Origin of the sequence: Acetobacter sp. AC2005, from assembly GCF_037901235.1 — a bacterium.
In the GTDB taxonomy this organism is placed as follows: domain Bacteria; phylum Pseudomonadota; class Alphaproteobacteria; order Acetobacterales; family Acetobacteraceae; genus Acetobacter; species Acetobacter oryzoeni.
Map to the genome: position 1 here is coordinate 1,458,403 of NZ_CP149625.1, position 13,898 is coordinate 1,472,300.

Annotated in this window: 13 protein-coding genes and 1 other RNA gene; 9 read left to right on the plus strand and 5 right to left on the minus strand. The window is 52.2% G+C overall.

The genetic code is table 11. The features are described from left to right. The first annotated feature begins 7 nt into the window (after window positions 1-7). The gene (locus QQM41_RS07135; protein ID WP_050818653.1) at window positions 8-1,267 is read left to right on the plus strand and encodes a D-amino acid dehydrogenase; all 1,260 of its coding nucleotides are present in this window, start codon (window positions 8-10) and stop codon (window positions 1,265-1,267) included. A 251-nt stretch (window positions 1,268-1,518) separates the two neighbouring features. After that, complete coding sequence (locus QQM41_RS07140) at window positions 1,519-3,051, plus strand: glucoamylase family protein (protein WP_339076684.1); 1,533 nt, start codon at window positions 1,519-1,521, stop codon at window positions 3,049-3,051. Between the two features lie 51 nt (window positions 3,052-3,102). Here QQM41_RS07140 and QQM41_RS07145 read toward each other — a convergent pair whose 3' ends face one another. The 4 genes from QQM41_RS07145 to ssrA form a co-directional block, all read right to left on the minus strand. Then, on the minus strand, window positions 3,103-3,495 hold the full coding sequence (locus QQM41_RS07145; RefSeq protein ID WP_003624614.1) for a VOC family protein: 393 nt from the start codon (window positions 3,493-3,495) through the stop codon (window positions 3,103-3,105). 60 nt (window positions 3,496-3,555) lie between these two features. Beyond that, window positions 3,556-5,208 (minus strand): fumarate hydratase, encoded by a 1,653-nt coding sequence (locus QQM41_RS07150; protein WP_339076685.1) that lies wholly within the window; start codon window positions 5,206-5,208, stop codon window positions 3,556-3,558. A gap of 46 nt (window positions 5,209-5,254) precedes the next feature. Next, a complete protein-coding gene (locus QQM41_RS07155) occupies window positions 5,255-5,791 on the minus strand; it encodes an SspB family protein (protein WP_050818650.1) in 537 nt (178 codons plus the stop codon). 175 nt (window positions 5,792-5,966) lie between these two features. Further along, window positions 5,967-6,295, minus strand: a transfer-messenger RNA (tmRNA) gene (gene ssrA, locus QQM41_RS07160). A 97-nt stretch (window positions 6,296-6,392) separates the two neighbouring features. Here ssrA and thyX point away from each other — a divergent pair. The 3 genes from thyX to QQM41_RS07175 are packed head-to-tail and all read left to right on the plus strand — an operon-like array spanning window position 6,393 to window position 7,924. Beyond that, a complete protein-coding gene (thyX, locus tag QQM41_RS07165; protein WP_050818649.1) occupies window positions 6,393-7,301 on the plus strand; it encodes an FAD-dependent thymidylate synthase in 909 nt (302 codons plus the stop codon). A gap of 22 nt (window positions 7,302-7,323) precedes the next feature. Beyond that, window positions 7,324-7,602, plus strand: coding sequence for a hypothetical protein (locus QQM41_RS07170; protein ID WP_050818647.1), 279 nt, complete (start codon window positions 7,324-7,326; stop codon window positions 7,600-7,602). Between the two features lie 40 nt (window positions 7,603-7,642). Then, on the plus strand, window positions 7,643-7,924 hold the full coding sequence (locus QQM41_RS07175) for a hypothetical protein (protein WP_050818645.1): 282 nt from the start codon (window positions 7,643-7,645) through the stop codon (window positions 7,922-7,924). A gap of 74 nt (window positions 7,925-7,998) precedes the next feature. Here the strand turns inward: QQM41_RS07175 and QQM41_RS07180 are convergent, their stop codons facing one another. After that, window positions 7,999-9,114 carry an Mrp/NBP35 family ATP-binding protein gene (locus QQM41_RS07180; RefSeq protein ID WP_339076686.1) on the minus strand — a complete coding sequence of 372 codons (1,116 nt, stop codon included), beginning with the start codon at window positions 9,112-9,114 and terminating at the stop codon, window positions 7,999-8,001. A 157-nt stretch (window positions 9,115-9,271) separates the two neighbouring features. Between QQM41_RS07180 and QQM41_RS07185 the strand changes: the two genes are divergently transcribed. The 4 genes from QQM41_RS07185 (at window position 9,272) to QQM41_RS07200 (ending at window position 13,848) form a co-directional block, all read left to right on the plus strand. Next, window positions 9,272-10,483, plus strand: a complete 1,212-nt coding sequence (locus QQM41_RS07185) for an OpgC domain-containing protein (protein WP_339076687.1) — start codon at window positions 9,272-9,274, stop codon at window positions 10,481-10,483. Window positions 10,484-10,516: 33 nt separating this feature from the next. Continuing rightward, window positions 10,517-11,152: an SGNH/GDSL hydrolase family protein gene (locus tag QQM41_RS07190; RefSeq protein WP_339076688.1), complete on the plus strand. Its 636-nt coding sequence runs from the start codon at window positions 10,517-10,519 to the stop codon at window positions 11,150-11,152. Between the two features lie 134 nt (window positions 11,153-11,286). Beyond that, complete coding sequence (locus tag QQM41_RS07195; RefSeq protein ID WP_339076689.1) at window positions 11,287-12,819, plus strand: DegQ family serine endoprotease; 1,533 nt, start codon at window positions 11,287-11,289, stop codon at window positions 12,817-12,819. Next, on the plus strand, window positions 12,820-13,848 hold the full coding sequence (locus QQM41_RS07200) for an aromatic acid exporter family protein (RefSeq protein WP_128106080.1): 1,029 nt from the start codon (window positions 12,820-12,822) through the stop codon (window positions 13,846-13,848). Window positions 13,849-13,898: the final 50 nt, after the last annotated feature.

Sequence of the window (13,898 nt, forward strand, 5' to 3'; positions counted from 1 at the left end):
AGCAGAAATGAAAATTCTGGTTCTGGGAAGTGGTGTTGTAGGGGTTACATCTGCCTGGTATCTGGCTAAGGCCGGGCATGAAGTTACAGTGGTGGACCGCCAGCCGGAAGCTGGTATGGAAACCAGTTTTGCCAATGCGGGGCAGGTTTCTCCCGGTTATTCTGCGCCATGGGCTGGCCCGGGTGTGCCGCTTAAATCCATTAGCTGGCTGCTGATGAAGTATCGGCCATTTGTATTTTGGCCCATGCCAGACCCGCATTTGTGGAAATGGCTTTTTCAGATGCTGGAAAACTGCACGGCCGCTGCGTATGACCGCAACAAAGGCCGTATGGTGCGTTTGGCTGAATACAGCCGTGATGTCATGCAGGATTTACGTGCGACAACAGGCATCACGTATGATGACCGCCAGCAGGGCACGCTACAGGTTTTTAGAACCCAGAAGCAGCTTGATGCAACAGCCAAGGATATTGCTGTTCTTAAACAGTATAATGTCCCCTACGAACTTTTGGATGTAGATGGCTGCGTAGCGGCAGAGCCGGGTCTTGCAGCATCTCGCCAAAAGATTGTTGGTGGTTTGCGTTTGCCGGGTGATGAAACCGGAGATGCATTTAAATTCACACAGCGTCTGGCCAGCATGGCGCAGGAAGCCGGTGTAAAGTTTCTGTATGATACGGTTGTGCGCCGTGTTCGGTCTGAAAGTGGGCGTGTGACGGGTGTAGAAACCTCTCGCGGCGTATTAACGGCAGATTCCTATGTGCTGTCATTGGGCAGTTTCTCTCCCGCACTGCTACGGCCTTTGGGGATTGATCTGCCAGTTTATCCCGTAAAAGGTTATTCGCTTACAGCATCTATTCAAAATGCAGATGCAGCGCCTGTTTCTACAATTATGGATGAAACCTTCAAAATTGGTATCACCCGTTTGGGGGATAGGGTGCGTATTGGGGGCACGGCAGAACTGGCTGGTTTTAGCCGCCGTTTGCGTAAACCCCGGCGTGAAACATTGGAACATTCTGTAACAGATCTGTTTCCCGGATGTTGCGATGTAGAGCAGGCACTTTTCTGGACAGGTCTGCGCCCGATGACTCCAGATGGCACACCGGTTATTGGACGCACAGGTTTGGACAATCTGTTCCTTAACACCGGGCATGGCACGCTTGGGTGGACCATGGCATGTGGTTCTGGCAAAGTGTTGGCAGATCTTATGTCCAACAAAAAGCCTGAGATTGATGCGGCAGATTTGAATATCTTCCGGTATCGTCAGTCATAATTCTATCACCTAAAACTATTTTCAGGTACGGACGGAAAGCGCTTTATGCGTTTTCCGCTTGTGCGCACCGCAAAAAATCTACCCTCAAAAGCATTGTTTTTGCATACGCTGTGTTTCATGCTCACGTTTGTGGGAACCTTACACAGTTGCTGGAATGTTTTCATGCGTCTTGCATACAGGCCGCTTAGCTGGGCGGTTGTGTAACGTAATGGTCGGGACGGTCTGGGGTAACAATCGGATTTTTGGCGGTTATGAAAACAAAGTGCGTGCCTGATGTGTGGAAAAACAAGAAGCCGGATCTTTCAGAAAAAAGAAAATCCTTTCTAAAAACTGGGGCTTTGCTGCTTGCCGGAAGCCTCTTTCTAGGTGTTGCCAGTGTTGGCGGGCAGGCTTATGCGCTTGCCCCTTCTGCACAAGCACCACAGGCTTATACGCCCACACCGGCTGATGTGGCGATGGTATCTGATCTGGAGCAACGCACATTCCAGTGGTTCTGGGATTCAGCAGATCCGGCTACGGGGCTTATTCCAGATCGTTATCCATCAGATCAGAAGCAGGATAGTGTTGCATCTGTAGGTTTTGGTCTGACTGCTTATGGTATTGGTGTTAAGCGCCATTATATTACGCGCCAGCAGGCTGTAGAGCGTACGCTTACAACGCTGCGCTATATGTGGAAATTGCCGCAAAATGAGAGTGCGGATAAAGCCTCTGGCTATCACGGGTTTTTCTATCACTTTCTGGATAACCGTACAGGTTTGCGCCTGAACCCAGATATTGAACTTTCCAGTATTGATACCGCATTATTAATGCAGGGTGTTCTGTTCTGTCGTAATTTTTATACGCAGGATACAGCGCAGGAAAAAGAAATTCGCCAGCTTTCAGACCAACTTTTTAATAGAGTGGACTGGAAATGGATGGAACGTCCAGACCATCGGCTGAGCATGGGTTGGTCACCCGAGCATGGCTTTCTTCCCAACTATTGGGAAGGGTACAGCGAGGGTATGATGCTGTACATTCTTGCCTTGGGGGCTCCCGAACATGGGTTACAGCCTGTTTCCTGGCAAGCATGGCTGGCAACAAATGATAAGCGCTGGGGTGAAGAATACGGGCAAACATTCCTGAACTTTGCACCTTTGTTTGGGCATCAGTATTCCCACGCATGGATAGATTTCCGGGGGATTCAGGATAATTGGATCAGTGGCAAGGGTATTGATTATTTTGAAAACAGCCGACGTGCTGTGTATGCGCAACGTAATTATGCTGTGTCCAACCCCGGAAAATGGCAAGGTTACGATGCCAACACGTGGGGCTTAACAGCCAGTGATGGCCCCGGTGATGTGACCAAAACAGAAAACGGGCAGACACGTCACTTCCTGTCTTACAGTGCCCGTGGTGTGGGGCGTGACTATACACAGGATGATGGCACCATTGCGCCAACGGCGGCTGGTGGTTCTGTGGCATTTGCGCCGGAAATTGCCATTCCGGCATTGCGCACCATGAAAGAAAAATATGGAAACCATATTTACGGCAAATATGGTTTTGCAGATTCGTTTAATCCCAGCTTTCATGATGAGAAGCAGGATTACTGGGCCGATAATACTTACTTGGGTATCGACCAAGGGCCCATTTTGCTGATGGTGGAAAACTGGCGCAGCGGCCTTGTGTGGGACACAATGCGGCAAAGTACTGTTATTCGCCGTGGTTTGCTGCAGGCCGGTTTTCATGGCGGATGGTTGCAGCAGGTCGCGCAGCAGCCTTCATCCGTTGTGCGTCGTAAGAGCTGAAAGTAAAAAGCCTCCCTCTTTTATAAGTTTCAAAGAGGGAGGCTATTTTTTTTAACCTTGATAAGATGCAATTTCGATCAGATTTTCATCCGGATCATGGCAGTAAACGGATGTAATCGGGCCTAGCGCACCAAGGCGCGCCACAGGGCCTTCTACAATTGTTACGCCGCAGGTTTTAAGGTGTTCGCAAACATCTTCACTGGTAATGGCGGTTACAAAACATAAATCGTTTCCGCCGGGCAGGGCGTGTGTGGCTGTTTCCCACCCTTCGGCATTATAAGCACGCAGGTTTAGCTTCTGGCCCCCAAAACGCAGCGCAGTGCGATTGTTGCGGCCGTATTCTTCCCGGTCCATTCCCAGCACGCGCTGAAACCATGAAGCGGAAATTTCTACATCCCTTACAGTCAGCACCACATGGTCTAACCGATCTACTGTAAAACGCATGAAACCGCATCGCTCCCTTGCTGTGGGCCCCTTTGCAGCAAAGGGGCCAAGGCTGCTGTCTTACAGCTCAGCGTAGAAGTCGTTGCCCTTATCATCAATAACAATAAACGCAGGAAAATCTTCCACTTCAATTTTCCATACGGCTTCCATGCCCAGTTCAGGGTATTCCAGCACTTCCACCTTGCGGATGCAGTCCTTGGCAAGCCGTGCAGCTGGCCCACCAACAGAACCCAGATAGAAGCCACCATATTTCTGGCAGGCATCCTTCACGGCCTTGGAGCGGTTGCCCTTGGCCAGCATGACGTAGGAACCACCATTGGCTTGAAGTTCCGCCACGTAAGAATCCATCCGGCCAGCCGTTGTGGGGCCAAAGGAGCCTGTAGGCATGCCAGCAGGGGTTTTGGCCGGTCCAGCGTAATAGACGGGATGATCTTTCAGATACTGCGGCAGGCCTTCGCCTTTTTGCAGGCGTTCGCGGAATTTGGCATGGGCGATATCACGCGCAACCACCACAGTACCCGTAAGGGCCAGACGGGTTTTGACAGGGTATTTGGAAAGCTCTTTGCGGATTTCATCCATCGGCCGGTTCAGGTCGATCTTGATGGCTTCGCCTTCCAGATGTTCATCTGTGGTTTCTGGCAGGAAGCGGGCAGGGTCATGCTCCAGCTGTTCCAGAAAGAAGCCTTCTGCTGTTACGCGAGCCTTGATCTGCCGATCTGCCGAGCAGGAAACACCAATGCCAACCGGCAGAGATGCACCGTGCCGGGGCAAGCGGATAACCCGCACATCGTGGCAGAAATATTTGCCGCCAAACTGAGCGCCAATTCCCAGCTTGCGGGTAAGCTCTAGCACCTTCTGTTCCATCTCAACATCACGGAAGGCGTGGCCGGTCATATCCCCTTTGGTTGGCAGGGAATCATACCAGTGGGTAGATGCCAGCTTAACTGTTTTGAGTGTCTGTTCAGCAGACATGCCACCGATAACAATGGCCAGATGGTAAGGCGGGCAAGCGGATGTGCCGAGTGTCTTGATCTTGGTATCCAGCCAGTCCAGCAACTGCTGTTCAGACCCCAACAGGGCGCGCGTTTCCTGAAACAGGAAGGTTTTGTTGGCAGAGCCACCACCCTTGGCAACGAACATCAGGTCCATCTGCTCATCGTGCTCACCAGCTGGGCTGGCAAAAATATCGCACTGAACGGGCAGGTTGGTGCCGGTGTTCTTTTCATCAAACATGGTGAGTGGCGCCATTTGGGAATAGCGCAGATTGGTGCGTGTATAGGTTTCGTACACACCTTTGGAGAAGGCAACTTCCTCGTTCCCTTCCGCCCAGACACGCTGGCCTTTTTTGCCAAACACAATGGCGGTGCCGGTATCCTGGCACATGGGCAGCACGCCCCCTGCGGCAATACAGGCGTTTTTCAGCAGATCAAGCGCCACAAAGCGATCGTTATCCGAAGCTTCGGGGTCTTTCAGGATGGAGGCAAGCTGCGCCAGATGTGCGGGGCGCAGAAAATGCGCCACTTCATGAAAAGCCTGCGCAGTGAGTTCCGTAAGGGATTCGGGCGTAACGTGCAGAACAGTTTTGCCACCGCACTGTGATGTGCTCACACCTGCAAGATCCAGCTTGCGGTAGGTGGTTTTATCCTCCCCCATCGGGAACAGGGGAGAATAGGCAAATTCCGGCACCGGGGGGCGAGGGGGCTGGCTGGTCATTTCTTCGTGTCTTCTCCGTCAACCTGGCCCCGTTTGCGCCGGGGCTTCAGGCGGGTGATGGTCCTTTCTTACGGAAAGCGTCAAGACTCACGACCTGTGAGGACGAGTCGCTTTCCTCCGGCCCGTCCTGTTCGGGCTGGCCGGTGGTGGGTTCTTCCGGCGCGGGTTCCTCTGTTGGCTCCACGGCAGCAAAATGCAGGCTGAACCTTATGGCAGGATCAGCAAACCCAGTAATAGCCTGCACAGGAATAACCAGTATGGAGCCAACACCCCCAAAGGAAAGACCGACAGAAACAGTTTTTGCTTCCCGGTCCACCTTCAGATCCCAGAACTGGTGCTGGAGCACGATGGTCATTTCATGCGGATACTGGGCGCGAAGTCTGGCAGGAATATCCACGCCGGGAAAATCCGTAAGGAAAGTCAGATAGAAATGGTGCTCTCCTGCAAGCCCTTCGCGGCTCACATGTTCGAGCGCATTCAACATCACACTGCGGGAGGCTTCATTCAGCCAGCGTTCATACGGCAGCAGGCTGGGAGCCGGAAAAAGGGAGTCGTCCTGTGTGGGGTCGTGGTCATCAGCCATATTATTTGCTCCTTGCCGCCACCGGGGTTGCCCCGGCTTTTTGATCGAATATTTATATAACGCAGGGATGCGCGAAAGATCACGCCAGTGCAAGCACGCCGGACATGTTTGTTGCAACACCAGCCATGCAGGCCAAAGTATAGCATTTAAAACAGAGCTGAATTTGGGAAATTGAGGTGGGAGGGCTTCTGTTGCCCGGTGCCCTCCCGAACCGCGCTTATCGCTTATGCAGCAACAGCGAGCACCTCAGAGTTATCATTGGCACTTGTAAAAATAGCCCGATAACGGTGGTACAATACCGGGCAAAAAGAATATCTTTACTGCGCGTGTCGAGCCTATTTCGTCCCCATCTGTCCAAACCCTTGAGAGGCCGGATGATTGGTGGAGACGCCGGGTACCGCCCCCGGGTCCACTACGCCTATTCCATATTCCGTTTATTGCCATAGTCAGAAGCGAACTTCTAACACCCCAAACATAGGCGGGAGCGTAAGGCTGCGCAAGGTGTTTGCAGTAAGAAAATTACAGGGTGCAACAGTAGCATCCATAGTGCTGTATGGAGTATGGAGGTCTGAATTCAGACCACGGTTAGGAATAAGGCGGCATGGCACTTACGGAAGAACAGCGGGCGGAAATAGCAGCTCACGGGCAGGAAACCTTTGCCACGCGCAGGCCTACCGTGCCAGCGCTGGAAGCCATGCTGTATGAACCGCAGGAAGTGCTGGATCATGGGTTCCTGCGCGTTATTGACTATATGGGGGATGATGCTGCCATTGTGCAGGCAGCGCGTGTTTCATACGGTCGGGGCACTCGCAAGGTTTCAGAAGATGCGGGGCTGATCCGGTATCTGATGCGCCATCGCCATTCTTCACCGTTTGAAATGTGCGAGATGAAATTTCACGTCAAACTGCCCATTTTTGTGGCACGGCAGTGGATTCGGCATCGTATGGCCAGCGTGAATGAATATTCTGCACGTTATTCCATTCTAGACAGTGAATTTTACCTGCCAGCACCAGAACATATGGCCGCACAGAGTGAAGTGAACCGTCAGGGACGAGGACAGATTCTGGCTCCACAGCAGGCTGCTGAAGTTCTGGATATCCTGCGTGATGATGCCATGCGGACGTATCGTGATTACGAAAAAATGCTGGATGCAGAAAACGGGTACGGTCTGGCCCGTGAGCTGGGCCGTATTAACCTGACCCTGAACACCTACACCCAGTGGTACTGGAAGATAGATCTCCATAACCTCATGCATTTTCTGGCCCTGCGGATTGACCCGCATGCGCAGTATGAAATTCGTGTTTATGCAGAAATTATGCTGAAGATTCTGCACGCGTGGGTGCCGGTAACAGCCAGTGCTTTTGAAGAATATCGCCGTGGAGCAGTCACATTCTCTGCAACCATGATGCAGGTTCTGCGTCGTATGTTGGCCGGAGAGAATGTGGAGCAGAAAGGTTCTGGCCTCAGCCGCCGTGAATGGGATGAAATGATGGCCAGTTTAAAAGGCTGATTGCCAGAGTGTTACCCTAACCATGACAAGCAAGTTGGACGATAAAAACGCATCAAAGAAGGAAGCCCCCTTCTTTGAGCAGATTAAGAAGGAAGGCTTGCGCGGTAAAAAGTTACGGCAACCTTTTAGCACGGCACATCTGCCGCCGTTGTGGCCTTTCGTGGTTATTGCTGTTGTGCTGGTGGTTGTATGGGGGGTTCTGTTTATGAATGCTCCAGCCACCAAAGATAAGTGGCATTTTGAGTTTTGTGATCAGGCGCAGGGTGGAATGAAAAATATTTGCCCTAAGCTGGGTCCGTAAGAATGGCATGTTATAGATGCCTCGTAATTTCTAAAATTTAATGGAGTATAGAATGACAAATTTTATGCGACGTATCTCTATAGTGTTTTCCGGTATGGCTCTGCTCGGGCTGGCATATCCTGTTCATGCAGACACATTGCGGGAAAAACAGACAGAAGCTTGCAAAGGGGATGCTCTGCGCCTTTGTGCGCTGGCTATTCCCAATGAAAAGAAAATCACACAATGCATGGAGCGTAAGCAGGATAAGCTGAGCCCCAAATGTCGTGCTTTTTTCAAAAAAGGTTCAAAAACACCTCCGGCACATAAGCCAAAATCCAAATAATTACTTGTTCAGTTTGTAAGAAAACCAGCCGCCCGTTGAATGAAGGGGACGGCCGGTTTTTCTTTTAAAACTGTTTACTTTTGCAGTTGTGGCCGCAGCATTTCTGTAACTGTATGTGCGATGTGGCGCCATGCTTTGGCACCTTCACCATCCGGGTTTTCAATAATACCGGGCACGCCTTTGTCCCCACTGGCGCGAATATCTGCCAATAGTGGAACTTCGCCTAAAAAAGGCACACCCATGGCTTCGGCTTCTTTCTTGGCGCCGCCATGGCCAAACAGTTCTGTATTGTGCCCACAATTCGGGCAGCAGAAATAGGACATGTTTTCAATCAGGCCCAATACAGGCACATTTACTTTTTCAAACATTGTCACGCCGCGGCGCGCATCAATCAGTGCGATATCCTGCGGGGTAGAAACAATAACAGCGCCGGTTAAAGGCACTTTTTGTGTAAGAGAAAGCTGCGCATCGCCGGTGCCGGGTGGCAGGTCCACCACCATTACGTCCAGATCTCCCCAGGTTACATCTGTCAGCAGCTGATTAATGGCGCCCATCACCATGGGGCCGCGCCAGATCATGGCGGCTTTTTCATCAACGAGCATGCCCAGGGAAACAGCTTTAATTCCCCATGCTTCAACAGGCTGCAGTTTGCCGTCTATAACCTCGGGCTTGCCCGTTGCGCCCAACATGCGGTGCAGGGAAGGGCCATGAATATCTGCATCCAGAAGGCCAACTTTCAGGCCTTCCAAACCAAGCCCAACGGCCAGATTGGTTGCGGTAGTGGATTTGCCCACGCCCCCTTTGCCCGAGGCCACGGCAATAATGGTTTTTACACCGGGAAGAATAGGGGCATTGCCATCGGCCGGTGCCACACCCCCTAAAGGACGATGCCCACCAGATGCTGCTTTGGGTTTTGCTGCGGCTCCGGCAGGGCGATGTGCTGTAAGAATAATACTGGCACTTTGCACACCCGGAAGGGTTTCTAGCTGACGGGCAGCACCATCACATAAAGCAGAAATGGTTTGGGCATGTTCCCGCGCGACAGCAAAAGCGACAGAAAGTTTGCCTTCCGTAAGTGAACAGCCTTCCAGATGCCCATAAGCCAGCAGGTTTTTGCCCGTTTGTGGGTCTTTTACATTTTCCAGAACACGAGTGATGTCCTGAGAGGAAACGGAGGGAGGCTGGGCCACAATTTTGCTCCTGTTAAGGGTGATGAGGTCTGTTGTGTTGGCAACAGCAAGTATGGCTTGCCGTCAAGGGGAAGGCCTGCGCGAGATGTTGTGCAGGTTCAGTATGTTTCCTGCGTGTGACAGATTTTTTCTGGCACAGAACAGACGAGGCCGGTAGATGACGCACATGGTAAATGCAGTGGCGGATGGCCGGGTGGATAAAATGACCTCACAGGCTGAAAAAACTTCAGGATCTGGTGTTGTCTCTGCACCGCCTTCCAAGTTGACTGTTGGCCGAGGGCGAGATCATCGGATTGATGCCATGCGTGGTGTGGCGTTGCTGATGATGTTTATAGACCACATCCCTCAAAACCTGCTCAACCGTTTTACCATGCGCAATGTCGGGTTTGCAGATGCGGCGGAAGTGTTTGTGCTGCTTGCGGGCTATGCATCATGGTTGGCATATGGGCGTGGCTTTAAAAAATATGGTGTGCCCACAATTCTCAAGCGGATTTTCCGCCGGTGTGTGCAGCTTTACATTGGCCAAACCATTATGGTTGCAGCTTACGTCTTTACTGTACGGGCATGGCGCCATTTTACGCCGGTTTCAGTCGATTATCTGGAGCCAGAACTAGCACATGGCATGGGCTGGGTCTGGCGTGTGATGATGTTTGATGCCTTGCCCAGCAACCTCAATATCCTGCCACTTTATATCGTTCTGCTGGGTGGGTTCCCGCTTTTTTATGTGTTGATGCGTGTGCACCGCTCACTCGCGCTCGTGCTGTCTGGTGCTGTGTGGCTGTTTGTCAATTTTGATCCGGAAATAAACTTTCCCAACTGGCTGGACCCGGATGGATGGTATTTTAACCCGTTTGCGTGGCAGTTTCTGTTTGCGCTGGGGCTGACAGCTTCTGCCGAAACAGAACGGCGCGGGGGGGATCTGCCACGTAAGCGGTTACTGGTGATCGCCAGTATTTTGTATCTGGTGTTTTCTGCCATTCAGGCGTTTCCATGGACATTGTGGGGGCTGCCAGATTTCCGCCCGTTTGGAGATTCCATAGCGCCTGCCAAAACATGGCTTTCTCCGTTTCGTCTGCTGGATGTTGTGGCCATTTTTTATCTGGTTCAGTCTTCAGATAAAGCGCGGCAGTGGGCAGCAGAAAGCAAGCTGGGGCAAATTCTGGCGCGGGTTGGCCGTCATTCGTTGGAAATTTTTGTGGTGGGCACGGTGCTGGACCTATACGCGCGGCTCATTTTCAGCACGTTTGGTGAAGGCTGGGGCTTGCAGGTAGCGGTTAACATTGTGGGGCTGGCAGTTCTGTTCTGGCTGGCAGCTTGGCTGGATGCCCGCCGCACACGCCAGCGTGCTGCGTTGGTGGCCAGTAAGTAACGCAGTGTTGGCCGTATTACGTAAGGAAACACCATGTCTTTCACAAAGCTTTCTTCTCTGCCGCATGTGGCCCGGCTTTTGCGGCATAAAAAGCCTGTAAAAATTACGTTGTTTGGGTCTTCCTCTACAGAAGGTGTGGGCGCTTCATCAATTGCAGCCAGTTACGCAGGTGTTTTTGAGCAAACATTGCGTGCTGCCGTGCCGGATAAGCTGGAAGTCATCAATCGCGGTATTGGTGGGCAAGGGGCCGTGCAAATGCATGCTCGCTTGGCGCAAGTTCTGGCAGATAAGGCCGATCTTGTAATCTGGCAGGGCGGTGTAAATGACCCGCTAACAGGCGTAAATCTGGCAGACTTTGAGCAGCTAACGCGAGATGATCTGCAAGCGCTGCGCGAAAACGGAGCAGACATTGCGCTTATGGATTTGCAATGGTGCCGTTTGCTGGATGAATGCCCCCTAGCCCCGGCTTTTCAGGCATCTGTGCATGCACTGGGGCGGGAATTGGAAATGCCTGTGTTCCCACGTTTTGATCTGATGAAACAGTGGAGCAAAACATACGGTTTGAGGCGGGAAGATCTTTCGCCCGATGGCATCCATATGGGTGATATTGGTTACCGATTGTTGGGTGAGGCCGTAGCGAAGTGGGTACTGGAACTGGCGGAGGGGTAACGGCTTTAAAACCGGGCTGATAGAAGCGGAACAACAAGCCGCCTGTGCAAAGCGGGCTGACCTTTCAGCATGTTCATGCCATAAACTCAGAATACATTTTCCTGCCGCTGTCTGACAGAAAGACTGTTTCTTCCATGCATATATCTGTCCGTTTTGCCCGTGTTTTTTCTCTGTCTGGCCTTTTGCTGGCAGGTGCAAGTTTTGTGCATCCTGCACAGGCAGATCAGGCTGCCACGGCTGCGCCGCCTGTAGTGGTTGCGCAGCGCGTGCCAGAAAGCTTTGCAGATCTGGCCGCAAAACTTCTGCCTGCTGTGGTGAATGTATCTACCACCCAGACTGTGCGGGCAGATTCGGACGATGATGAAGAAGATGACCAACTGCCACAGATGCCCAATTTTCCGCAGGGCTCTCCGTTCGAGAAATTCTTTCATGATTTCATGAACAGGCAGACAGAACCGGATGCACCGCCACGGCGGATGCAGGCATTGGGTTCTGGCTTTATTATTGATCCCACTGGTTACATTGTAACCAATAACCACGTTATCCGTAAGGCAGACCGTATTACAGTTACCTTGCAGGACAACACGGTGCTGACAGCCAAAGCTGTGGGCCATGATGACAGAACAGACCTTGCCCTGCTGAAGGTGGAAAGCAAAAAGCCTCTGCCTTTTGTGCAATTCGGTAATAGTGACAGCCACCGGGTAGGGGATTGGGTGCTGGCCATTGGCAACCCGTTTGGTCTGTCTGGCACTGTTACGGCCGGTATTATTTCCTCACGCGGGCGCAATATTGACCAAGGCCCGTATGATGATTTTATCCAGACAGATGCGCCCATCAACAAGGGCAATTCCGGTGGCCCGCTGTTTGATATGAATGGGCAGGTTATTGGCGTAAATACAGCCATTTATTCGCCCTCTGGTGGGTCTGTTGGTATCGGGTTTGCCATTCCTTCCAACGAGGCCCGCAATGTGGTCGAACAGCTGCGTAAAACCGGTAAGGTGTCACGCGGGTGGCTGGGTGTCAGAATCCAGAATGTCACGCAGGATATCGCCGATGGTCTGGGCCTTACGCCAGCACGTGGCGCTTTGGTGGCTGGGGTAGAAAAAAATGGCCCAGCAGCCAAAGCAGGATTGCAGACAGGGGACGTGATTCAGGCGCTTAATGCGCAACCGATTGAAGGCAAGGCATTGCCACGCCTTTCTGCCCAACTGCCGGTGGGAAGTGTGGCGCATCTTGGCGTATGGCGGCATGGCAAAACTTTGGATCTGCCTGTCACTATTGCGGCCTTGCCAGAACCTGCGGATGAAACGCCTCAGAAACCAACGGCCCCATCTAAAACCAAGGAAACTGTCAGTTTTGCAGATTTTGGTTTTTCTGTTGGCATCATTGATACGGCAGCCCGGCAGAAATACGGTCTGTCTGCCAATCAGAAAGGGGTGCTGGTTACATCCGTGCAGGAAGATGGCCTTGCCGCAGACCGAGGGCTAAAGCCCGGAGATGTGATTACCGAAGTACAGCAGGCTGAGGTGAACACACCAGCAGATCTGAAAAAGCGGATTGAAACCGCCAAGAAGGACAAAAAGCGGTCCGTACTGCTTCTTGTGCATGATTCGGACGGTTTGCGCTGGATTCCGTTTTCCTTAACGGGTGAAGATACGTCTCAATAAATGGTTCCATTTTCTATTCAGGCGCCATGGCTGAACAACGCCGTGGCGCGGCAGACCGTACGGCTACTGAGTGCCGTTGGCCTTTCTGGTTTTATGGTGTGGCTGACCAATCTGCAGGAGCCGGGCTGGGCCATTATTACATCCGTTATTGTCACGCAGAACAGTATCACGGATACCATTTCCAAAGGGCGGGATCAGATTGTTGGCACCCTTATTGGGGCGGCTGTCAGCATTGTACCCATTACACTGATGATGTTTTTGCATTGGCCTTTGTGGGAGGCCTTTGCCATTGCTTTTATACCACTTGCCGTATTGGTAAGCTGGAAGCCCGCCGCGCGCATGGGTGTGGTGACACTCATGATTGCGACGTTGTTCCCCACAGAGGGAGATCCCTATCTTCGCCCCATCGAGCGTGTGCTGGCTATTCTGATCGGGGTAGGGGTTTCCACGTTGGTGACGTACGTTGTGCTGCATGAGCAGGCACGGCGAGACGCTTTTCGCAATGCAGCGGAAACAGTGACGCAAATTGTGGCCATGTTGCAGAAAGCCCGTTCTGGAGACACAGATTGGGTGACCATTCAGGATATGAATGATGATTGCGCGGCTTCTTTGCGCAAGGTGCAGGCCGCGTTGGAAGAAGCGCGGCGTGAACACTGGAAGCCGTTAGAGCAACGAGATCCCATGCTGGCGCAACTTCCCAAGGAAGTGCGGCAATTGCAAATGGACGCATTGGTGGTGGCCCGTGCCATGCTGCGTTTTCCACACTCTGGCGCCACTATTCCTGCACAACAGGTGGCCACCATTAGCGCTGGTCTTTTGCGTGGGTTTCAGTGGGTTATCCAGCGTTGTAATGATGAAGCCACTGCCCGTTCAGGGGATGACAGCCGCGTGGCCGCAGAAGTTATTTCTGCCCTTCCGGCTGAAGATGAAACGGCAGACCCTATTATACGTTTTGTTGTGGGAATCCTGCTGACAGATCTGAAACATATTATCAGTTTTCTGGGCGAGGATGATGCAGATCGGCCTTGATCTTCAGGTAGGTCAATCTGTCTGAAACGCTATAAACCTGTCTGGCGGCC